We start from the raw sequence: 22053 nt of genomic DNA on the forward strand, positions 1-22053 counted from the left end.
CCTGCCAACACTAAGTCAACCGCTTTCACCAGAACTCAAGGACGAAGCAACCTGCCGCTAGCAGCGTCGCCGCCCTCGTTGTGGCGCTATATAGGCCCCCAGCTCTCAAACTGTCAACGCCTATATCAATAAAAATCCGGTTTTCTTTTCCACAGGGAGTAAGTCAGAAATTTACTCCTTATTCATCAATCTGAACAGGTGATTCTGACGCGGAAGCCCAGCCCATTCGCTCGGCGACATCATCTGCAAGCGCCCGCATCCGTCGACCGATCTCCTTAATCACTTCGGGACGAGCCTCTGCCGCCATCATAGAGAGGGCAATACCAGCGCTAGGGCGGTGCGGCTGTTCATAGATTGCAGCGCCGATACAGAACATGCCTTCGCGCAACTGGCCGTCATCAAGGGAGTACCCCTTCTCTTTTACACCAGCCATCTCGACTTCGAGTGCTTTCAGCGAAGCGACACTCGCCGGTGTGGCGAGATCCGGCCAATGTTCCGGAAGATGGCGCGCCCGCTCCTCATCCGGCATTGCCGCGAGCATCGCCTTGCCTGTCGCCGTAAAGACTGCGGGAACACGCATGCCGATGCGGAACGTAATCCCGAGCGGCGCTGTCGAATTGCGGCAAGACAGATAGATGACATCCGGACCGTCCAGATGTGAAAGCGTCAGCGTATAGGCGCCAAGCCCCTCTGCCTGCGCGACCGCCTCATGAAACACCTCGACAATATCGCTACCCGCCAGAAAGACATTGGCCCAGCGCACCGACTGCGGCCCCATGGAAAAGCTGCCGTCATTATTGAACTTGAGAAGCTTCAGATGAACCAGTGTCTGGCAAAGCCCATGCACGCTGCTTTTGGGTAGCCCGGCCTGACGCGCAATATCGGATAGTTTCAGTGCCCCGCCCATGCCGTCACCGGCCTTGGCGATAAGATCCAGTATCTGTGCCGCGCGCATGACGGCGGGAACCAGTTTGAGGGAACCTGCCTCGTCAGTCATCGTTTCATTCCTATGCTTGCCCGCCATCTGCCCGACAGATCATCGGCTGACCGGTTGACTTTGGTCGGCATGATCTGTTTAATTCAGTATATCGAAGAGTGTTCAATATACTGAACAATCAATCAATGCAAGACTGGGACGGAACATCAGACATGATCACCTTGAAAGACCCTTCGCTGCTTCAATCGAAATGCCTGGTCGACGGTCGCTGGATCGACGCGGCTGACGGCAAGACCATCAATGTGACCAACCCGGCTGATGGCTCGGTGGTCGGCACTGTCCCGTCGCTGTCGGTGGACACGATCAAGAACGCCATCGACGCTTCCGCCAAGGCGCTTCCCGTCTGGGCCGCGAAGACCGCCAAGGAACGCGCTGGCATTTTGCGCAAATGGTTCGACCTTATTGTCGCCAATGCCGATGATATTGCACTGATCATGACGTCGGAACAGGGTAAGCCTCTGGCCGAAGCCCGCGGTGAAGTGCTCTATGCCGCGTCTTTCATTGAATGGTTCGCGGAAGAAGCCAAGCGCGTCTATGGCGACACCATCCCTGCCCCGCAGGTTGGTCAGCGTCTGACGGTCATCCGCCAGCCGGTCGGCGTCACCGCTGCAATCACACCATGGAACTTCCCTGCGGCCATGATCACCCGCAAGGCTGCACCGGCGCTTGCCGCTGGCTGCACGATGATCGTGCGCCCCGCCGATCTGACCCCGCTGACGGCGCTGGCGCTTGGCGTTCTGGCTGAAAAGGCAGGCATTCCTGCTGGTGTCCTTCAAATCGTGACCGGCAAGGCGCGCGATATCGGCGCCGAACTGACCAGCAATGATATTGTGCGTAAGCTCTCCTTCACCGGCTCGACCGAAGTTGGCCGCCTGCTGATGGCGCAGTGCGCACCAACAATCAAAAGAGTATCGCTGGAACTCGGCGGCAATGCGCCGTTCATCGTCTTTGACGACGCCGATCTCGACGCCGCTGTGGAAGGCGCGATGATTTCCAAATATCGCAATGCCGGTCAGACCTGCGTTTGCGCCAACCGCATTTATGTTCAGCGCGGTGTTTATGACAAGTTCGCCGAAAAGCTCGCTGAAAAGGTCAAGGCGCTGAAGGTCGGCAACGGCACGGAACCGGGCGTGGCCATCGGCCCGATGATCGAGGAAAAGGCGATCACCAAGGTGAAGGCGCATATTGAAGATGCTGTTTCGAAGGGCGCAAAGCTCATCACCGGCGGCAAGGAGCTGGGCGGCCTGTTCTTCGAGCCGGGCGTTCTGACCGGCGTCACGTCGGACATGGCCGTCGCGCAGGAAGAAACATTCGGCCCGCTCGCGCCGCTCTTCGCCTTCGACACGGAAGAAGAAGTGCTGGCCATGGCCAATGATACGATCTTCGGTCTCGCCGCTTACTTCTATACAGAGAACTTCAGCCGTGCGATCCGTGTCGGCGAAGGCCTCGAATATGGCATGGTCGGCCACAATACCGGCCTGATCTCCAACGAGGTCGCTCCATTCGGCGGCGTCAAGCAATCGGGCCTCGGCCGCGAAGGCTCGAAATACGGCATCGAGGAATATCTCGAAACCAAATATATCTGCAGCGCCTACAAGCGCTGATTGTTGCAATGTAATGAATGAGACGGCGCGCATTGTTCGCGCCGTCTTTTTTATTTATAGACGGTGCAATCGCAACGACGGCTATCCGCCGCACATTATCCGGACAATCCATGCTGCGCCGCCTTTACGACTGGACGATCTCACTTGCCTCCCGAAAATCAGCCGAATGGTGGCTGGCCATCATCGCTTTCGTGGAAAGTTCGGTTTTCCTTGTCCCGGCAGATGTTCTGTTTCTGCCAATGGCACTGGCCCGTCCGGAGCGCGCCTGGCGCTATGCCTTTATCGCCACCGTTTCATCGGTGCTTGGCGGTATTGCGGGCTGGTATCTCGGCTATCACGCCTATGAACAGATCGCCAAGCCGGTACTCGAAATGTATGGCAAGCTCGACACGTTCGAGCAGCTGCGCGGCACGACCAGCGCCGACGCCATTTTGCTGATGCTCATCACATCGGGCCTTGCCCATCTGCCGCCGATCAAGGTGGTGACGATCCTGTCCGGCGCGGCGGGCGTCAATATCTGGCTGTTCATCGCATCGGCAATCGTTGCACGCGGCGCGCGCTTCTTTTTTCTGGCCTGGCTGCTGCGCCACTATGGCGAGCCGATCCGCCATTTCATCGAAAAGCGCCTTGGCCTGATCGCCAGCGCCGTTGCAGTCCTGCTCATAGCCCTGTTTTTTGCTGTGAAATATCTTCACGCCTGATCCGGCTGCCTCACGCCGGTCAAAATAAATTGCTTGGAAACAAGCCTCTATCTTAGTTTAGCTGCATATAAAGAGCTGCGTCAGGAAATTTCAGATGGCATTTGCACTCAATAATCCGGTTGGCAAGGTTCAGGCCTGGACCGCTGGCATCATGACGGTCGGTCTGGCCGCAACCGTCGGCACCGCCCTTGGCTTCGAGCACCTAGCGGGCTTCATGCCATGTAAGCTCTGCCTTGAAGAGCGCACACCTTATTATATCGGCGTCCCGGTTCTGGCTGCAGCCTGGCTTTCCTACGGATTGAAATGGCCGCCGATCCTGACGCGCGGCCTGATCCTGATCGGTGCGCTTTTGATGACCTATGGTCTGGCGCTGGCCGCCTATCACACGGGCGTTGAGCTGAAATACTGGCCCGGCCCGACCGATTGCAGCGCGGCGACCATGAAGGTCACGCTGGATGCGGGCAATCTCTTGGGTGATCTCAACACACATCCGCCTGCATGCGACAGCGCACCCGGCTTTTTCCTCGGTCTGTCCTTTGCCGGATGGAATGTTGTCGCAAGCCTGTTCTTTGCAGCCATCGGCTACTACGGCGCTTTTGCGAAGAGTGGGAAGTAAGGGAAGATTCTGAGGGGGCTTAGGTCTTCTTTTTTCGCATAATGTTGTCGCAAGATTGCTACGCGGTTTTGCGCAACATGCGTCAAGGCTCCAGTTCGACATCCCAATATAGAAAATCGAGCCAGCTATCGTGCAGATGGTTGGGCGGGAAAAGACGACCATTATTGTGCAGATCCTGCACGGTCGGCATGACCGGCTTCTGGCGCGGCCACATATGCGCAGCGGCAGGCATTAGACCGCCCTTGCGCAAATTGCATGGTGAGCATGCGGCGACCACATTTTCCCACGTCGTCTCGCCGCCATGGCAACGCGGGGTGACGTGATCGAAGGTCAGGTCATGCGGAGAACCGCAATACTGACACTCAAACCGATCACGCAAAAAGAGGTTGAAGCGCGTAAACGCCGGATAGCGCGGCGGCTTCACATAATCCTTCAGGCAGATCACACTCGGAACTCGCATGGAGAAAGACGGCGAGGAAACGATCTGATCGTATTCCGCGACGATATTCACGCGTTCGAGAAAGACCGCCTTGATCGCATCCTGCCATGACCAGAGCGATAAGGGATAATAACTGAGCGGACGATAATCCGCATTGAGGACCAGAGCGGGCAAGCCACTCGTCGAGACGGTCCGGGGTGAGACTGCAATGGTCAAGGACGCACCTCCTTCAGAGCAACTCCGAGAAAGGGCGAAACGACGACTTTCCAAGCGGAATTGCGCTCTTCATCGGAGCGCCGCGCGTCCATTGTGGGCGCAACAACGACGCTCCAAGACCGCGAAGGCGGAACTGCAATCAGCAGAAAATCAAGCTTCTGCGAATCGAAATACCGTCATCAGCTGATGCGGATAATGTAAGCCCGACGTGACAGGATTGTGAAGCGGAAACGCATTTATGCCACCGGAAACACGCAACATTTACAGAAGCATCTACAAAAGTGGGGTCGCCTCGCGCCCCTTGATCGCCGCGTAATAGGCCCAGAACAATCGCGCCGCCACGCCGCGCCAGGGTGCCCAGTCTTCCGCCAGTAGCCGCAACGCTTTAGCGTCCGGACGCGTTTCATGCGCGAAGGCATGACCAACAGCCGCTTGCAGCGCCACATCGCCCGCCGGAAACACGTCGGGATGACCGGCTGCAAACAGCAGATAGACTTCCGCCGTCCACGGCCCGATGCCCTTTATCGCGGTTAGCGCGGCAATGGCTTCCTCCGCAGGTAGGTCACAAAGCCCGTGCAAATCAAGCCCGTCATCCGCCAGCGCCTGCGAGACAGCCAGAAGCGTCCTTTGCTTGGGCCGCGACAGGCTGGCAAACCGCCATGCCTCCTCGCCGCCATCGATATAGGCCTGCGGCGTCAGTGGATCGATCGCCTGTTTCAACCGCGCCCAGATGGCCGCAGCGCTTGCGGTTGAAACCTGCTGTGCCACGATAATGGAAGCAAGACTTTCAAAGCCGGGCTGTGAGCGGCGCAGCGGCACGGCATGGGCGCGGCTGCGTATATCGGCCAGCCGCACATCGGCAAGCACCAGCGCTTCGAGGCCGGCCTCTATATCGTCCAATGTATCGATGCGCTGCATGCTGTGGCCTTTCATTTCAATCACCGACAAAGTACCAATGTGCATCAATGACAATCAATAAGAACCGGCAACTGCCACAATCATGACCAGACCCGTCTTTCGCTTCGCACCAAGCCCCAATGGCCAATTGCACCTCGGCCATGCCTATTCAGCCCTTCTCAATGCACACACGGCGAACGAAAACGACGGTCGCTTTCTGCTGCGCATGGAAGATATCGACACCGCGCGCTGCACGCCGGAGCTTGAACAGGGCATTTACGACGATCTGCACTGGCTTGGCCTTTCATGGGAAGAGCCCGTGCGCCGCCAGTCGGAACATTTTGGTGAATATCGCAATGCGCTGACAAAACTGGCCGACAAGGGCCTCGTTTATCCAGCCTTTCTCAGCCGTGGCGAAGTGCGCGAGCGGATCGGTGAAGCCCACGCCAAGGGCAAGGACTGGCCGTCCGATCCCGACGGGACGCCGCTTTATCCAAGCGGCGAGCGCAACCTCTCCGAAAAGGAGCGGCTGGAACGGATCGTCTCGGGCGTTGCCTATGCCTGGCGTCTTGATATGGAAAAAGCTCTGGCCGCTGCGGGCGGGCCACTGTTCTGGGAAGAAAGCGGCACCGGGCCGGATGGCGAAACGGGGCGCATTGCCGCCGACCCCGCCAAATGGGGTGACGTGATTATCGCGCGCAAGGACACGCCGACCAGCTACCATCTTTCCGTGGTGGTGGACGATGCCCTGCAAGGCGTTACCCACGTCGTGCGCGGCAGCGATCTTTTCCATGCGACCGCCGTGCATCGTCTCCTGCAAAAGCTCCTCGACCTGCCGGAACCGCTTTATCACCACCACCATCTGGTGTTGGGTGATGACGGGCTCAAACTGTCGAAAAGCCGCAAGGATACCGCTCTTGCATCCCTGCGCGAACAGGGTTCCACCCCGAACGATATTCGCGACATGTTGAAACTGGAGCGGTGATTTTCGCCCCAGCGTCACAAATGATGTGCCCGCGCACCGATTGACGAAAGCGCGCCAAAGCGGTTCAAAGGCAACAGGATAGCTGGTGTTAAAAGCGCTGGCGATAGTTGTGTTTATTCTGAAGGAGGCCAAGCCATGAGCAATTACGTCGAAATCGAAGGTTTGCGTGTTGCCCCGGAACTCGTGGAGTTTCTGGCCAAAGAGGCCGCTCCCGGCACCGGTGTGGATCCGGACACGTTCTGGAAAGGCTTTGCCGCCATCGTTCGCGATCTTGCCCCGAAGAACCGGGCGCTTCTGAAAAAGCGCGACGACATGCAGGCGAAGATCGACAGCTGGTACAAGGAAAACCGCGACAAAGGTTATAGCCAGGCGGATTACCAGCAGTTCCTCAAGGATATCGGTTACCTTCTGCCGGAAGGCGGCGAGTTCACTGTTTCGACCGCCAATGTCGATCCGGAAATCACCCATATTGCCGGTCCGCAGCTCGTCGTGCCGGTCATGAACGCACGCTATGCGCTTAACGCCGCCAATGCACGTTGGGGTTCGCTTTATGATGCGCTTTACGGCACCGATGCGATTTCCGATGCCGATGGCGCGGAAAAGGGCAAAGGCTACAATCCGAAGCGCGGCGAGAAGGTTATCGCTTGGGCGAAGAACTTCCTCGATGAAAGCGCGCCGCTTGCCTCCGGCAAATGGGCGGAAGTCGCTGGTCTTTCCATCAAGGATGGCAAGCTCGACATCAAGCGCACCGATGGCTCCGTCACAGCTCTCAAAGACCCAAGCCAGTTCAAGGGCTATAATGGCGACGCCGCCAACCCGACCAATGTGCTGCTGGCCAAGAACAACATGCATGTCGATATCGTCGTCAATGCCGATCATCCGATCGGCAAGACCGATCCGGCGCATATTGCCGACATGGTTCTGGAATCGGCCATCAGCACGATTCAGGATTGCGAAGATTCGATTGCCGCCGTCGATGCCGAAGACAAGGTTGCGGTCTATCGCAACTGGCTCGGCCTGATGAACGGCAAGCTGGAAGACACGTTCGAAAAGAACGGCAAGCAGATGACGCGCCGCCTCAATGGCGACCGCAGCTATCACGGGGCTGACGGTTCCGACCTGACGCTCAAGGGCCGCTCGCTGATGCTGGTTCGCAATGTCGGCCACCTCATGACCAATCCGGCCATTCTCGACACTGACGGCAATGAAGTGCCGGAAGGCATCATGGATGCGGCCTTTACCAGCCTGATCGCCCTGCACGATATCGGCCCCAATGGCCGTCACATGAATTCGCGCGAAGGCTCGGTCTATATCGTGAAGCCGAAGATGCACGGCCCGGAAGAAGTGGCTTTCGCCAATGAAATCTTCACCCGGACCGAAGAACTGCTCAGCATGCAGCCCAACACGCTCAAGATGGGCGTGATGGACGAGGAACGCCGCACGACCATCAATCTCAAGGAAGCCATTCGCGCCGCCAAGGATCGCGTTGTGTTCATCAATACCGGCTTCCTCGACCGCACCGGCGACGAGATCCATACCTCCATGGAAGCTGGCCCGATGATCCGCAAGGGCGACATGAAGCAGGCCGTGTGGATCGGCGCTTATGAGCAGTGGAATGTCGATATCGGTCTCGAATGCGGCCTTTCCGGCCACGCGCAGATCGGCAAGGGCATGTGGGCCATGCCTGACCTGATGGCGGCAATGCTGGAGCAGAAGATCGCTCATCCAAAGGCAGGTGCGAACACCGCATGGGTGCCGTCGCCAACCGCCGCAACGCTGCACGCCACCCACTATCATCAGGTGGACGTTGCCGCTGTTCAGGCAAAGCTCAAGAGCCGCCCGCGCGCCAAGCTCGACGATATTCTGTCGGTGCCGGTCGCCAGCCGTCCGAACTGGACGCCGGAAGATATCCAGAAGGAAATCGACAACAACGCACAGGGCATTCTGGGCTATGTCGTGCGCTGGGTTGATCAGGGCGTCGGCTGCTCGAAGGTGCCAGACATCAACAATGTCGGCCTGATGGAAGACCGTGCGACGCTGCGCATTTCCGCACAGCACCTCGCCAACTGGCTCTACCATGGCGTTGTCACCGAAGCGCAGGTCATGGAAACCATGAAGCGCATGGCCGCTGTCGTCGACAAGCAGAATGAAGGCGATGCGCTCTATCGCCCGATGGCTGCCAACTTCGACAAGTCCATTGCCTTCCAGGCTGCCTGCGACCTCGTCTTTAAGGGCCGCGAACAGCCGAACGGTTATACCGAGCCGGTCCTGCATCGCCGCCGTTTGGAGCTGAAGGCACAGGGCTGATTCCACTATCGTGGAAATAGAGTGACAGCGGCGGGAGAAATCCCGCCGTTTTCGTATGCGAAATCGCTTGACTCCACTATAATAGACATTATTTCTAACATAATGGAAAACGCAATCGAACAACTCGACAACGCCATTGGCGAGAACCTGCGCCGCCTGCGTCTGGCGCAAGGCATGACGCTGGATGCGCTGGGCGATGCTTCCGGTGTGAGCCGGGCCATGATCTCGCGGATCGAGCGTGGCGAGACAAGCCCGACGGCCCAGCTTCTGGCGCGCATTTGCGCCGCCCTGGGCACGTCGCTTTCAGCCTTTTTCGGTGATGCGGAAGCTCCGCCCTCGCCCTACCTTCCGCATGATCGCCAGCCCGTCTGGCGCGATCCCGACACCGGCTATGTGCGCCGGTCGGTTTCTCCCCCCGGCACCGGCTCGAATGTCGACATGATCGAGGTCGAGTTTCCAGCTGGCGGCAAGGTCACTTTCGCACCCCAGACCGCCAATGCTGGCATCACGCAGCATATGTGGCTCTTTGCCGGTGAGATGGAAATGACCGTTGGCGACACGCATTACAGCCTGAAGCCCGGCGACTGCCTTTATATGCCGATCATGGCTGGCATCACCTTTCACAATCCGGGCTCCATTCCCGCGCGCTACGCCATTGTGCTCGAACGCCGTGGCAGCCTTTGAAAGACCGACCAATGATTCACGTTCTCAACGCGGAAGAAGCGAAGCGAGCCATCCCCGCGCTCGCCGAAATCCTGGCGGATTGCGTTATGGGTGGCGCATCGGTCGGGTTCATGGCCCCGTGCGGGCCGCAGGATTTTACGCCTTACTGGACCCGTATCGCCCGCGAAGCCGAGAACGGCGATACGCTGCTCATCGTTGCTGAACATGAAGGCGAGATCGTCGGTACGGTTCAGCTTGGTCTCTCCCAAATGCCCAATCAGCCGCATCGCGCTGACCTGAAAAAGCTGCTCGTCCACCGCAAGGCGCGCGGCCTCGGCCTTGCCCGCAAACTGCTGGAACAGGCTGAACTGCAAGCTCGCAGCCGAGGCAAAACACTCATCTGCCTCGACACAGTCACCGGCAGCCCCGCCGAAGCGATCTATACGCATCTTGACTGGCAGCCTGTCGGCATCATTCCGAATTACGCGCTTTTCCCCGATGGTAGCCCCTGCGCCACCACGATCTTTTACAAAGGCATCTGAAATGACCCTCTCCATCCGCCATGCGACGGCAGCCGACCTTCCGACGCTCCTCGCCATCTATAATGATGCAGTCGAAAACACGCTCGCCATCTGGAATGAAACGCTCGTTGATCTGGAAAATCGGCGCCTATGGCTCGAAGGCCGTAATCGCGACGGGTTCCCGGTGCTGGTGGCCGAGCGCGACGGCAAAGTCGTCGGCTATGCCAGCTATGGTCCTTTCCGGCCTTTTGAAGGCTTCCGCCATTCATCCGAACTGTCGGTTTATGTAGCAAGCGATGCGCGGGGCGGCGGCATTGGTCGCGCCTTGCTGGCCGAGCTGGTGGAAGAAGCGCGCCGCCGCAAGGTGCATGTGCTGGTGGCTGGCATTGAAGCGGGCAATGCGGCGTCCATCGCGCTGCACAGATCGCAAGGTTTTGAGGATTGCGGCACCTTGAAACAAGTCGGCCAGAAATTCGGCCGCTGGCTCGATCTGACCTTCATGCAGAAGATTCTCTGATCTATTCAATATAGAACAATAGAAAACGCAGCGGGTTATTGCGCTGCTGCGTTCTTTTTGTTTATACAAGCGCATTCGCAAGGACCCGGTGAAAGCCCGGGTGGCTCTTCTGGCCGCCTATCCGCCAGACAACGCAACAACATCCCCCATTTTTACAATCGGCCATGTTGAATCGGACGGCTCTCAACGCCCGTCTTCTATTTGCGGAAAATTCAATGACACGTCTTGCTGCCTACCGCCGCGAGTGGTTCTCCAATATTCGCGGCGATATTCTTTCCGGCATCGTCGTAGCACTTGCCCTTATTCCGGAAGCCATCGGCTTTTCGGTCATCGCCGGGGTCGATCCGAAGATCGGCCTTTTCGCTTCCTTCGCCATTGCCTGCGTCTCCGCCTTTACCGGCGGTCGCCCCGGCATGATTTCAGCGGCCACGGCTGCAACTGCCGTGGTGATGGTCTCACTCGTCAAGGAATACGGGCTGCAATATCTCTTTGCCGCCACCATTCTGATGGGCTTCCTGCAAATCCTTGCAGGTTTCCTGAAACTCGGACGCCTGATGCGCTTCGTATCGCGGTCGGTCATCACCGGCTTCGTCAATGCCTTGGCGATCCTTATTTTCATGGCGCAGCTACCGGAACTGATCCATGTGCCGGTCCAGACCTATTGGATGATCGCGGGCGGCCTTGCCATCATCTATCTGTTCCCGCGCCTGACCAAGGCGATCCCTTCGCCGCTGGTTGCCATTGCCGTTCTCACCGCACTGGCCTGGTGGAGCGGGATGGATCTTCGCACCGTGGGCGATCTTGGTGAATTGCCATCCGCATTGCCGGTCTTTGCCCTGCCCCAAGTGCCGCTGACGCTCGAAACCTTGCAGATCATTTTGCCCTATTCGATCACGCTCGCAGCGGTCGGCTTGCTCGAATCGCTGATGACCGCCCAGATTGTCGACGACATGACCGACACGACCAGCAACAAAAGCCAGGAATGCATCGGTCAGGGCACGAGCAATATCGCCTCGGCGCTGATTGGCGGCATGGGCGGCTGCGCGATGATCGGGCAATCGGTGATCAATGTTTCGTCCGGTGGACGCGGCAGGCTTTCGACCTTCGTGGCAGGCGCCTTCCTGCTGTTCCTGATTCTCGTTCTCGACGATCTCGTGCGCATCATTCCGATGGCGGCACTGGTGGCCGTGATGATCATGGTATCCATCGGCACATTCTCGTGGCGGTCGATCCTCGATCTGCGCCGCAACCCGCCTTCCTCGTCCTTCGTCATGCTGGCAACGGTTGTGACCGTCGTTTCAACGCATGATCTGGCGAAAGGCGTGCTTGTCGGCGTTCTGCTATCCGGCGTGTTCTTCGCGGGCAAGGTCGCCAAGATGTTCCGCGTCACCGAGACCGAAAACAGCGACGGCAGCGAACGCATCTATACTGTTCAAGGCCAGATTTTCTTCGCTTCGGCGCAGAATTTCATCGCCGCGTTCGATTTCTCCAAGCCTGCCAAGAAGGTCACCATCGATGTCAGCCATGCGCATCTGTGGGACATCACTTCGGTTGGCGCACTGGACAAGGTTGTTCTGAAATATCGCGCCAGCGGCACCGATGTGTCGGTGATCGGCTTTAACGAAGCCAGCGCCGACATGGTGGACCGCTTTGCTGTCCACGACAAGGAACTGGGTGCCGCCAAACTGGCGACGCACTAAACATAAAAAGAAAGGGCCGCAACAGCGGCCCTTTCTTTAGCTCGTATGCGGTACGGCGTCTCCGACCGGCAAATCCTCGAGGCCAATGGCGCCTTCCACCCGATCGCTGCGCGCCATCAGATAAAGACCTAATCCGCAAGTCAGCACCGCGATGAACACCAGATACCAGGCATGCGCCATCGGGTTGACCGCCAGAAACGATGTTACGACCACAGGCGTCAGGCCGCCGAACACCGCATAGGAAACGTTGTAGGAAAAGGACAGGCCCGAGAACCGAACCGGAGCCGGGAAGGCGCGCACCATGACATAGGGCACCGCGCCAACCATACCGACGGAAAGCCCCATGACCGCATATAGCGCAAACAGCACCGGCAGAGACGTGCCAGCAAAGCTGTAGAAAACGAAGGTGGCGACGCCGAAGAACACACCGGCCACCGCAAAGAAGCGTCCACTGCCGATGCGGTCGACAATCGATCCGGCAGCCACCGTGCCAAACATCAGGAAAAGCGTGCCGAAGCTGGTCGCGGCAAGTGATTGCAATGGGCTATAGCCGTAAAGCTTTTGCAGGAAGGTTGCGGTCATCAGCGTGGTCACGACGATACCGGCTGACAGAATCCAGGTCAGAAGCACGGAAATGATGACGCCATGCATATGTTCGCGCAGCACCGTCTTGAGCGGCAGCTTGTCTTTCAGCAAATGGCTGTTCTTCATTTCGGTAAAGATCGGCGTTTCAGCCAACCAGCGCCGCAGATAAACCGCGAGCAGGCCAAAAATACCGCCGATGAAGAACGGAATGCGCCATGCGTAACCGGCAAGTTCCTCCGGGGTGAAAATCCAGTTGATGGCCGTTGCGATCAGCGAGCCGATCATGATGCCAAGCGTCAGGCCGGAACAGAGGAAGCCACAGGCCATCCCGACCCGATTGGCAGGCACATGCTCCGCCACAAAGGTCCACGCGCCGGGAACTTCGCCGCCAATGGCCGCGCCCTGCAACATGCGAAAAACGATCAGCAGGATCGGCGCGCCGACACCCAGCGTCGCATAGGTGGGCAGGCAGGCCATGGCCAATGTCGAGATCGACATCAGAAACACCGAAAAGGCGAAAACCCGCTTGCGACCGAACTTGTCGCCGAAATGCGCCAGCACGATACCGCCGACCGGACGCACCAGATAGCCGGCTGCGAAAATGCCGAAAGTCTGGATCATGACCAGCCAATCCGGCATATCCGGCGGAAAAAACAGATGGCCGATCACACTGGCGAAGAATACGAAGATGATGAAATCATAGAACTCCAGCGCGCCGCCGAGGGCCGAAAGGCCAAGGGTGCGGAAATCCTGTCCATTAAGCGGACGGGGGCTATTGCCTTGCGCGTGTGTGTTCATCGATGCCATCGATCCTGTTCTTTCTGGCTTTTTCGTCTTGCCGTTGCTTGCAATCCCCCGCTTTTACGGGGCCGAAATGTAATGCGCCAAACAGGACTGCATCGCAAGACTTGACTTTCAGCATGCTGATTATAAATTTAGAATAATTCTAAACTGATGGATTTGATTATGCTGAGTCGATTTTTCCGCAACGGTCGCCGCCCGTTCGATTCGCTTTCCGAACAGGAAATACTGGCGCTTGCCATCTCCTCGGAAGAGGATGATGCCCGCATCTATCTCGCCTATGCCGATGGCCTGCGCGAAGAATTCCCGCAATCGGCCAAGATTTTCGAACAGATGGCGGAAGAAGAGCACGGGCACCGCGATGCGCTGATCGAGCGGCACCGGGCGCGGTTTGGTGACCATATTCCGCTCATTCGCCGCGAACATGTCAGCGGCTATTACGACCGCAAGCCCGACTGGCTGGTGCGACCGCTGGGTATCGACAAGGTGCGCGACGCGGCGTCTGAAATGGAAGATCAGGCCTATCGTTTCTATGTCGAGGCGGCAAAGCACGTTACCGACGCGGGCACGCGCAAGCTTCTGGGCGATCTGGCGCTTCAGGAAAAGCAGCACGAGGTCAAAGCCGAATCGCTGGAACATGAACTCACGCCTGAAAGCGTGCAGGACGAGGAACGCGCACTTGAGCGCAAGCAGTTCATCCTCACCTATGTCCAGCCCGGTCTTGCGGGCCTGATGGACGGCTCGGTCTCGACCCTTGCGCCGATCTTCGCTGCCGCCTTTGCCACGCAGGATACCTGGCAGACGTTTCTCGTCGGCCTGTCAGCATCGGTTGGTGCGGGTATTTCGATGGGCTTCACCGAAGCCATTCATGACGATGGCAAGCTGTCGGGCCGCGGATCGCCGGTCAAACGCGGTCTGTCCTGCGGTATCATGACGGCACTCGGCGGCCTCGGCCACGCCTTGCCCTATCTGATCACAGATTTCTGGACAGCTACATCTCTGGCGGTCGTTATCGTGTTCTTTGAACTCTGGGCCATCGCCTTCATCCAGAACCGTTTCATGGAAACACCATTCTTCCGCTCGGTCCTGCAAGTTGTGCTGGGTGGCGCATTGGTTCTGGCAGCGGGTATTCTGATCGGCAACGCCTAGAGCGGTTCCAGTTAAAGCGGAATCGTGGAACCGCTCTATCTATTTGTTTCTACGCATTGTCCTACGCAAAACCGCTACGCACTTTTGCTGGAAATGCTTTAGACCGTAGCAACACCTTGCGGGGGCGACATCGCCCCCTCAAAGCGGTCAATGGCGATGCGGCCCTGCCGGGAGACAGTGACAAAGCTGTTTGCCGGCACAGCCATCCAGTTGCCGGCTTCGCCATCCAGCGGTTCCGACACCACACAAATGCCGGACGACGCGCCAAGCGTCGCGGTATAAAGCGTAGGCGCAAAGGCGTCAGTGGCATAGCGGATTGCATAAAGCTGATTGCCGTCTGAAAATGCAGCGGTCAGCCGCAGAAATGGCGGCACATCGGCCTTCCCGGCCTCGTCGACAATCGTGGTGACCATGCGCTTCATCGCCTGAACCGGATCACTGTCGAGACCGAATTCCAGCATCAGCAGAAAGATCAGTTCGGAATCGGTTGCGCCATGCTTCTGCGCATAGACATGATCGCTCAGATGCGCCTCCAGCCTGCGGCGCAGACGGTCGAAATTGCCGATCTGCCCGTTATGCATGAAGCTCCAGCGCCCGGAAACAAAGGGGTGGCAATTGGAGCGGCTGGTCAGCCCGCCTGTCGAGGCGCGCACATGCGCAAGAAAAAGGCGCGACCGGATTTGTCGCGCCAGGCTACCCAAATTCTGATCGGACCATGCGGGCAGAATATCCCGATACAGCCCCGGCTCGGTGCGATGCCCATACCAGGCGACACCGAAACCGTCGCCATTGGTGCGTGTTTTGGCTTCATGCGCATCGTGGCTTTGCGCCACGAGCGAATGACAGGGAGACGAAATAATGTCTTCCAGATAGGTCTCAGGTCCGAGATAGGCTGCCCAACGGCACATGTGCGATCCGATGCTTAAAAGCCAGTCTTAACGACCTCTGTTATGCGTCCGCTCATAGAGCTGACGAACAATGGTGCTTGCAGTCTTTTCGAACAAAAATGGCAAAAATGCATGGATCAGAGCAGCAAATGCTGCTCCGAACAGCTTGAATGAAAACCGCGATGCAAAAGCCATATGCTCGAAATAGGTCTCATCGACCGATGAGGGATGGTCGGTGAAAATGCGGGTAATACGCGTGGTCATTGCAAATGCTCCCGTTTGATTGAGAAATTCTTTCTCTTTTGCCCAGCGCTAAAGCGCCCTTCTGGAAAATCATTTTAGCAAGAATGAGAAAGATGAAATCTCAAAATATTCTTGAAATCCGCAATTAATTGGGACAATCATCCCACTATGATGGCTTCACTGGACGAGATAGACCGCAAAATATTGGGAGAACTGCAGATTGACGGCACGCTGTCTGTTGATTCTCTGTCGGAACGCGTCAACCTTTCGCGCAATGCCTGCTGGCGGAGGGTGAAGCGCATGGAGGAAGAGGGCATCATCAAGGCGCGTGTCGCGCTGGTGGATGCCGAGATGGTGGGCTGCGGCCTGTCCGTTTTCATTCTGGTGCGCACATCCAGCCACGATCCGCAATGGCTGTCGAAGTTCCGCAACGCCACGGCGCGTTTTCCGGAAATCGTCGGCGTCTATCGCATGACCGGCGATCTGGATTATGTGCTGAAGGCGCGTGTCGCCGACGTGAAGGCCTATGACCGGCTTTACCAGCAGCTGATCGCCAGCGTTCCACTGTCGGATGTTTCAGCGTCCTTCGTGATGGAGGAAATCAAGGAAACCACCGCCGTTCCGCTCGATATGCGCTAAAACCGTTGCTTCTCCCGTCAGCATGCCTACATGGCAAAATGCGCGCATTCTCGTTGACAGCGCATTGACGGAAGGAACCCTCATGAAAAGATTTGACGGAAAGCGGGTGCTCGTCACGGGCGGAACGAGTGGTATGGGGCTGGCTGGCGCCCGCCGCATCATTGCGGAAGGCGGCACGACCGTCATCACGGGACTGAATGACGAACGCCTCGCATCGGTCGCGCAGGAACTGGGCGACAAGGCGCAAGTGTTGAAAAACGATGCTGCCGATCCGGCCTCGGCAGAAGCGCTGGCTGCCGCCATTCGCTTGAAGGGCGGACTGGACGGTCTGTGGCTGAATGCAGCCTTCGCAACCATTGGCGCTCCGGAACAGATCACGGCAGCAGCCTTCGATGAAATGATGGCCGCCAATGTGCGAGGGCCAGTTCTCCAGCTTGCAAGCCTGTCCGATCTTCTCAATCCCGGTTGTTCGGTGGTTCTGACCTCCTCCAGCTCCACATATGAAGGCGCTGCGGCGACGAGCCTTTATGCAGCCACCAAGGGCGCAGTTGTCGCCATGGCGCGATCCTGGGCTTCGGCGCTGGCCCCGCGCGGCATCCGGGTCAATGTTCTGGTGCCCGGCCCCATCGAAACCAACTTCCGGCATTTTCTGCCCGAGGAAGCCCGCACCGGTTTCGAACGTTTCGTGCTGGATCAGGTGCCGCTCGGTCGCGCTGGCACCGCCGACGAGGCAGCGGCAGTGGCGCTGTTTTTGCTTTCCAACGACGCATCCTATGTGACGGGCAGTCAATATGCTGTGGATGGCGGCCTCATCATGCACTGACGGGAAGCACTCCATCCGGTAAAAACATGATCCTGTGCCGTACTATCATTGCAAAACGCCAAATAGGCGGTACACCTTTGATCTGTTTTCACGTATGAGCGTCGCCAATTTGAATCCCCGCAGGAAAGGCTCCCTCATGACCGCAGCATCCGCTCAAGCACCAACGCTCGGTATCATTCGCCTCGAACATGCGAATGGCCTTGATCTCCCCGCCTATGAAACCTCCGGTTCCGCAGGCATGGACTTGCGCGCGGCCGTTGCCGAAGACCGGCAGATCGTGCTGTTGCCCGGACGCCGGACGCTGGTGCCGACCGGCCTGATCTTCGAAATCCCGGAAGGCTATGAAGTGCAGATTCGCCCGCGCTCCGGCCTCGCCTTCAAAAACGGCATCACCTGCCTCAACACGCCGGGAACCATCGATTCCGATTATCGCGGCGAAGTGAAGGTGCTGCTGGTCAATCTGGGTGACGACGATTTCCGCATCGAACGCGGCATGCGCATCGCACAGGCGGTCTTTGCGCCGGTGGTGCAGCCGAAGATCGAGGAACGCGCCGAAGTGACCGAGACCGCACGCGGCGCTGGCGGCTTCGGCTCGACCGGCACGGCCTGATCGGGCAGAATCGCTTTAATGAAAAGCCGGGCTTCATGCCCGGCTTTTTTTGTCTGGGGTTTACTGTGTCAGCACTGCCTGTTGGCAGAGCACACCCGTAACCTGCACGTCGGCTTGGCCCAGCTTGACACCGAGGAGGTCCAGAAGACCAAAGAGCAGATTATCGAGAAGTGCTGAAACCGGCGATAGCAAGGTGCCAAGCAGGCTAACGATTGCAGTCGCATCAACGTTCAACACCAGAACATTGAGCTCTGCATGCATGTTGCTGATGAGCGCCGATGTGAGGGAGGACACCAGTTTTGATGAAGAAACCGTCTTTACTTTTTTGCTTGCGATATCGCTGGCGCTAAAGGTCAGAATCCGTTGCTGATCATCACCCAGTGGAATTTCGGCTGACGCCGTGACACCCGCAAGATAGACTTTCAGCCCCAACAAATTGAGACCAAGGACTTGCGCAATCTGTTTTTTGCTCACTGACGGCTTCTTACTAAAGTCGTTCATATCTATATTGAGATCACCAAGATAAATGCCGGCTATGCCAGTTTTAACGCCGATCCCAACAGTCGCGTTTTGAGGGCCTGCAGGGCAGCTCACACTTTTCAGTTCCCCTTCAGCCGAGGCAATATCAATGTAGATTGGCAGTTCTATATTGGCGAGCGTGTTCAACCCGAGGGCACCATCTCCAATCGCTACAACGAGCTTTATTCTTATCTGCGCCGTGCGCACGAGAGACCCCAAAGCACCGACCCGGAAAAATGGCGTTTTCTGAGCCGGTTCGCCTATGGCAATTTCGAGGGTCACTTTTACCAATCCCAGGAGATTGATAGGTGTGGAGATCGTTGCCTGGTGCTTCCCTCCCAACATCACGCCTGCTGAAATCATCTGCAACACATTGGCTGTGATGCTATAATTTCCCCCCGATCCGATACTCGCATTTGCAAGCGACCCTAGCCCCAGCAGTTTCCCTACCGGCAATTTGGTGGCAAGTGCGGCTGCGTCTTTTCCCAAAACGTTGAGTGCCGCCTTGGCCGTCGCATTGTTGGTCACGACATCCGCCATCACCTTTGCCAGCACGCCCACCGACACATTTGTATTCAACAGCTGATCGTAAGTCCCGGCGGTCAAACCGACCTGGGGAGCAAGCTTGTCGAGAAAGCCAAGCAGGTTGATATCGGTAGCGGCAAGCGCGTTATAATCCACCAGTTTGAGACTGAGAGACGTGCCCAACAAGCCGCCCAATAATCCATTCAACGCGCTTTCAGTCGTATTGAGGCTCGCCAATCGCGAGCCGATGGAAAAGGCCGCTTCCGCATGCGACGCGGCCATGCCGCTCGCACTCACCGCAGGACGATCCATTAGCGCCTGACCAAAATAGAGGTTGCCGGGCTTTGCCAGCATCACCCGCACGGCATCGGGGTTCGTGCCGCCCGCCACGAAACGCGACCCCACAGCCACCGATTTATCGGCGGTGTAGTTGCCGGTCTCCACCCAGACACGTGTGAGATTGTCCGTCTTGCCCTTGACCACAGACGGGTCATACGTCCCCGTCATCATCACCGGATTGAGCCCATTGGCCAGCAATTGCTTTTTGACGGCATCGCTGGCAGTTCCAATCGCGCTCGCACCACTGATCGCGGCCAGATCGGCCATGTTCTGCAATTGTCGCCGCTCCAGATAGAGCGAGCTTGAATCGATGGTAAGCGCGGCAATTGCCAGAAATATCGGCGTGACAAGGGCCGCCATGGTGGCCAGATTGCCGTTGCGCGCCTGAAGAAAACGTAAGGCCCCCGCCCACATATCATGTTCCCCCGAGCCGGATTGTCGAAGCACGCGTGATCGTTTTGCCGGGTAACGGCAATCCGGTCATCAGATTCCAGATCGGCAGATTGGCCGCGTTATAGCTGATCGTAACCGTGAACTGGCTTGGATCCGACGCCGCATTGTCAATCGTGGTCTGTATCTGCGCCGGATTGATCAGCGAATATTTGGCCGCGTTTTTCTGGATGTAAGTCGCAGCCAGCGTCTGCCGCTCCGTCGCGTCGATCCCCGCAAGTGCCGTGCGTGTTGCGTCCGCAGCAAGTTGCTGCACCGCGTTTGCCGCCCCCAGATAGATGCCGAAGGCGATGACGCCCATCAGCAGCAACAGAAAAACCGGTGCCAATATCGCAAACTCTACTGCCGCAGTTCCCGCTTTATTGCGGGAAAAAAGAACAGTCGTTTTTAAAATATCAGGAAGCCGTATTTTTCTTTTCAATAAGGGGAAAATAATCGTTCTAACTGTGCCCCCGCAGTCCATATGCCCTCCCGTCCAAGAGCAGATAAACTTAGTTGTATATACATGACGAATGAACGCGCTTCATGCACGCGCAATCAACTGTTCACCAGAAGAAATGCGTTCGATTTTATTATCGTAATTACTCATGATATCGCCGTCTACATCATATCAACATAAAATAATTTAATAAAAGCTAAATAGATAGAAGCAGAGAAACCTTATTCAACTCAAGGTAAATTATAACTACAGGTTGCATAAGAAAATAACTAAATAAGCGACAACCCTTGTCTTCCGGCTTCTGCTCCTAACGCCTCCCGCTTCCCGTTCCTGAGCGCGCGCAACGCCGACAATGGCTGGTTGCATGACAAATATTTAAGGTGAAATCTTGAGTGCGAAAGTTTAGACACCGCGAAGCAACAATTTGTTGGGAGGAACATTCGCGCGCACCAGTGATCAAGCGCTGCGGCTTTCATCCCTCAAGGGCGTTTTCAGGGACAAACGAGGACTTCCCGCGCGAGTGGGGATTCAGGGGGTTATCATTGCGCACATCTTCCGCTTCATCCGGTTCTGGCCAGAAGGCTGCATCGCTGCAAAAGCGTGCTTCCGTCAGGCGTCGCCGCTGGTGGCTGTGGCTGCCTGCTGCGGCAATTGCCGCAGGCGCTGGCTGGTATTTCTACGATGCGCGGGCCGCCGTGAACGAAAAGGGCAGCTACCTCGCCGAAACGGTTACGCGTGGTGATATCGAGAACGCAATCACCGCCGTCGGCACACTCAGCGCCCTGCGCAGCATCAATGTCGGCGCACAGGTCTCGGGCCAGCTCAAAGCCGTGAAGGTGGAAATCGGCGATCAGGTCAAGGAAGGCCAGTTCATCGCCGAAATCGATCCCTCTCCTTTCGAAAAGAAAGTCGAGATTGCCAGCGCGCAGCTCGACAATCTGAAAGCCCAGCTTCTCAGCAAGGAAGCCCAGCTTACGCTGAAAAAGCTCAGTGCCGCGCGGCAGAAATCCCTGCTTGCCACCCAGGGCGTGTCCCAATCGACGGTCGATCAGGCCGAAGCAGACCTTTCTATAGCTGATGCCGATGTGAAGGCGCTTGGCGCACAGATTCGCCAGCAGCAGTCGCAATTGGCAAGCGACACCGTTGATCTCGGCTATACCAAGATCAACAGCCCCATGGAGGGCACGGTCGTCGACCAGTCCGCCAAGGAAGGCGAAACGCTGAACGCGTCGCAGACGGCACCGACCGTCGTAACAGTCGCCGATCTCAAGGTCATGACGGTCGAAGCGCAGGTGTCCGAAGCCGATATTTCCAAGCTCAAGCCCGGTATGGAGGTTTATTTCACCCTGCTCGGCCAGCCGGAAAAGCGGTTCGCAGGCAAGCTGCGCCAGATCAAGCCGACACCGGCCACCGAAAACAATGTCGTGCTTTATTATGCACTGTTCGATGTGCCGAATCCGACCGGCGAACTTATGATCAACATGAGCGCGCAGGTCTATTTCGTGATCGATTCGGCCAGGGATGTGCTGCTCGTTCCCACCTCCGCTCTCAGCTTCAAGCGCCGCGATCCATCCGGCAGCCCGGAAGGCCAGCAAGCCGAACGCCAGCAGGGGCAGCGCAAGGGACCAGGCAATGGCGACCGCCCACGTGACGGGCAGCATCGCGGAAAGCCGCAAATCATCGTCAAGGTTGTCGACGCCAGCGGCACACTCACCGAGCGCACAGTTGAAATCGGCGTGCGGAACCGTGTGCAGGCCGAAGTGAAAAGCGGCTTGGAAGAAGGCGACAAGGTCGTCGTCACCAGCGCTTCCAGTGGCGGACCTGCCGGAAGTTCAAACGCACGTGGCGGTCGTCGCCCCGGCGGCATGTCCTTCTTCTGAT

General features: G+C 57.5%; 22 protein-coding genes and 1 other annotated feature. Of the genes, 14 read left to right on the forward strand and 8 right to left on the reverse strand.

All coding sequences use genetic code 11. The features are described from left to right. Positions 1-178 precede the first annotated feature (178 nt). Positions 179-997: an IclR family transcriptional regulator gene (locus FHW00_RS14800; protein ID WP_176168335.1), complete on the reverse strand. Its 819-nt coding sequence runs from the start codon at positions 995-997 to the stop codon at positions 179-181. 152 nt (positions 998-1149) lie between these two features. Here FHW00_RS14800 and FHW00_RS14805 point away from each other — a divergent pair, with 152 nt between their 5' ends. From FHW00_RS14805 to FHW00_RS14815, 3 genes are all read left to right on the forward strand, one after another. Further along, positions 1150-2601: an NAD-dependent succinate-semialdehyde dehydrogenase gene (locus tag FHW00_RS14805; protein WP_078339431.1), complete on the forward strand. Its 1452-nt coding sequence runs from the start codon at positions 1150-1152 to the stop codon at positions 2599-2601. 110 nt (positions 2602-2711) lie between these two features. After that, complete coding sequence (locus tag FHW00_RS14810) at positions 2712-3302, forward strand: YqaA family protein (protein WP_078339432.1); 591 nt, start codon at positions 2712-2714, stop codon at positions 3300-3302. 94 nt (positions 3303-3396) lie between these two features. Beyond that, on the forward strand, positions 3397-3918 hold the full coding sequence (locus FHW00_RS14815) for a disulfide bond formation protein B (protein WP_078339433.1): 522 nt from the start codon (positions 3397-3399) through the stop codon (positions 3916-3918). Positions 3919-4000: 82 nt separating this feature from the next. On the opposite strand, the gene FHW00_RS14820 is transcribed toward FHW00_RS14815, so the two are convergent. Beyond that, complete coding sequence (locus FHW00_RS14820; RefSeq protein WP_078339434.1) at positions 4001-4573, reverse strand: HNH endonuclease; 573 nt, start codon at positions 4571-4573, stop codon at positions 4001-4003. 273 nt (positions 4574-4846) lie between these two features. Further along, complete coding sequence (locus tag FHW00_RS14825; protein WP_078339578.1) at positions 4847-5491, reverse strand: DNA-3-methyladenine glycosylase family protein; 645 nt, start codon at positions 5489-5491, stop codon at positions 4847-4849. Between the two features lie 82 nt (positions 5492-5573). Between FHW00_RS14825 and gluQRS the strand changes: the two genes are divergently transcribed. From gluQRS to FHW00_RS14855, 6 genes are all read left to right on the forward strand, one after another. Continuing rightward, a complete protein-coding gene (gluQRS, locus tag FHW00_RS14830; RefSeq protein ID WP_078339435.1) occupies positions 5574-6455 on the forward strand; it encodes a tRNA glutamyl-Q(34) synthetase GluQRS in 882 nt (293 codons plus the stop codon). 135 nt (positions 6456-6590) lie between these two features. After that, positions 6591-8762: a malate synthase G gene (locus FHW00_RS14835; protein WP_078339436.1), complete on the forward strand. Its 2172-nt coding sequence runs from the start codon at positions 6591-6593 to the stop codon at positions 8760-8762. Positions 8763-8864: 102 nt separating this feature from the next. Then, positions 8865-9446, forward strand: a complete 582-nt coding sequence (locus FHW00_RS14840) for a helix-turn-helix domain-containing protein (protein WP_078339437.1) — start codon at positions 8865-8867, stop codon at positions 9444-9446. 11 nt (positions 9447-9457) lie between these two features. Then, positions 9458-9967: a GNAT family N-acetyltransferase gene (locus FHW00_RS14845; RefSeq protein WP_078339438.1), complete on the forward strand. Its 510-nt coding sequence runs from the start codon at positions 9458-9460 to the stop codon at positions 9965-9967. Between the two features lies 1 nt (position 9968). Beyond that, the gene (locus FHW00_RS14850) at positions 9969-10463 is read left to right on the forward strand and encodes a GNAT family N-acetyltransferase (RefSeq protein ID WP_078339439.1); all 495 of its coding nucleotides are present in this window, start codon (positions 9969-9971) and stop codon (positions 10461-10463) included. A gap of 78 nt (positions 10464-10541) precedes the next feature. Then, positions 10542-10597, forward strand: a sequence feature (sul1 is cis-regulatory element that is thought to sense ions involved in sulfur or methionine metabolism; They are found in Alphaproteobacteria). A gap of 81 nt (positions 10598-10678) precedes the next feature. Then, positions 10679-12163 carry a SulP family inorganic anion transporter gene (locus FHW00_RS14855; RefSeq protein WP_078339440.1) on the forward strand — a complete coding sequence of 495 codons (1485 nt, stop codon included), beginning with the start codon at positions 10679-10681 and terminating at the stop codon, positions 12161-12163. Positions 12164-12199: 36 nt separating this feature from the next. Here the strand turns inward: FHW00_RS14855 and FHW00_RS14860 are convergent, their stop codons facing one another. Then, positions 12200-13555 (reverse strand): MFS transporter, encoded by a 1356-nt coding sequence (locus FHW00_RS14860; protein WP_078339441.1) that lies wholly within the window; start codon positions 13553-13555, stop codon positions 12200-12202. A 159-nt stretch (positions 13556-13714) separates the two neighbouring features. Here FHW00_RS14860 and mbfA point away from each other — a divergent pair, with 159 nt between their 5' ends. Next, a complete protein-coding gene (mbfA, locus tag FHW00_RS14865; protein WP_078339579.1) occupies positions 13715-14698 on the forward strand; it encodes an iron exporter MbfA in 984 nt (327 codons plus the stop codon). A gap of 98 nt (positions 14699-14796) precedes the next feature. On the opposite strand, the gene FHW00_RS14870 is transcribed toward mbfA, so the two are convergent. After that, positions 14797-15606 carry a class II glutamine amidotransferase gene (locus FHW00_RS14870; RefSeq protein ID WP_078339442.1) on the reverse strand — a complete coding sequence of 270 codons (810 nt, stop codon included), beginning with the start codon at positions 15604-15606 and terminating at the stop codon, positions 14797-14799. A gap of 27 nt (positions 15607-15633) precedes the next feature. Continuing rightward, positions 15634-15849, reverse strand: a complete 216-nt coding sequence (locus FHW00_RS14875; protein ID WP_078339443.1) for a DUF6356 family protein — start codon at positions 15847-15849, stop codon at positions 15634-15636. 147 nt (positions 15850-15996) lie between these two features. Between FHW00_RS14875 and FHW00_RS14880 the strand changes: the two genes are divergently transcribed. From FHW00_RS14880 to dut, 3 genes are all read left to right on the forward strand, one after another. After that, positions 15997-16467 carry an Lrp/AsnC family transcriptional regulator gene (locus FHW00_RS14880; RefSeq protein WP_078339444.1) on the forward strand — a complete coding sequence of 157 codons (471 nt, stop codon included), beginning with the start codon at positions 15997-15999 and terminating at the stop codon, positions 16465-16467. Between the two features lie 82 nt (positions 16468-16549). After that, positions 16550-17290, forward strand: a complete 741-nt coding sequence (locus tag FHW00_RS14885; RefSeq protein WP_078339445.1) for an SDR family oxidoreductase — start codon at positions 16550-16552, stop codon at positions 17288-17290. A gap of 136 nt (positions 17291-17426) precedes the next feature. After that, positions 17427-17900 (forward strand): dUTP diphosphatase, encoded by a 474-nt coding sequence (gene dut, locus FHW00_RS14890; RefSeq protein ID WP_078339446.1) that lies wholly within the window; start codon positions 17427-17429, stop codon positions 17898-17900. Between the two features lie 60 nt (positions 17901-17960). On the opposite strand, the gene FHW00_RS14895 is transcribed toward dut, so the two are convergent. Together FHW00_RS14895 and FHW00_RS14900 are read right to left on the reverse strand one after the other, a co-directional pair. Then, positions 17961-19697 carry a pilus assembly protein TadG-related protein gene (locus FHW00_RS14895; RefSeq protein ID WP_078339447.1) on the reverse strand — a complete coding sequence of 579 codons (1737 nt, stop codon included), beginning with the start codon at positions 19695-19697 and terminating at the stop codon, positions 17961-17963. Position 19698: 1 nt separating this feature from the next. After that, positions 19699-20142, reverse strand: coding sequence for a TadE/TadG family type IV pilus assembly protein (locus FHW00_RS14900; protein ID WP_445557950.1), 444 nt, complete (start codon positions 20140-20142; stop codon positions 19699-19701). Between the two features lie 572 nt (positions 20143-20714). Here FHW00_RS14900 and FHW00_RS14905 point away from each other — a divergent pair. Next, positions 20715-22052, forward strand: a complete 1338-nt coding sequence (locus FHW00_RS14905; RefSeq protein ID WP_078339449.1) for an efflux RND transporter periplasmic adaptor subunit — start codon at positions 20715-20717, stop codon at positions 22050-22052. The last annotated feature ends 1 nt before the right edge of the window (position 22053 follow it).

Source organism: Ochrobactrum sp. P6BSIII (genome assembly GCF_014138065.1).
GTDB lineage: Bacteria > Pseudomonadota > Alphaproteobacteria > Rhizobiales > Rhizobiaceae > Brucella.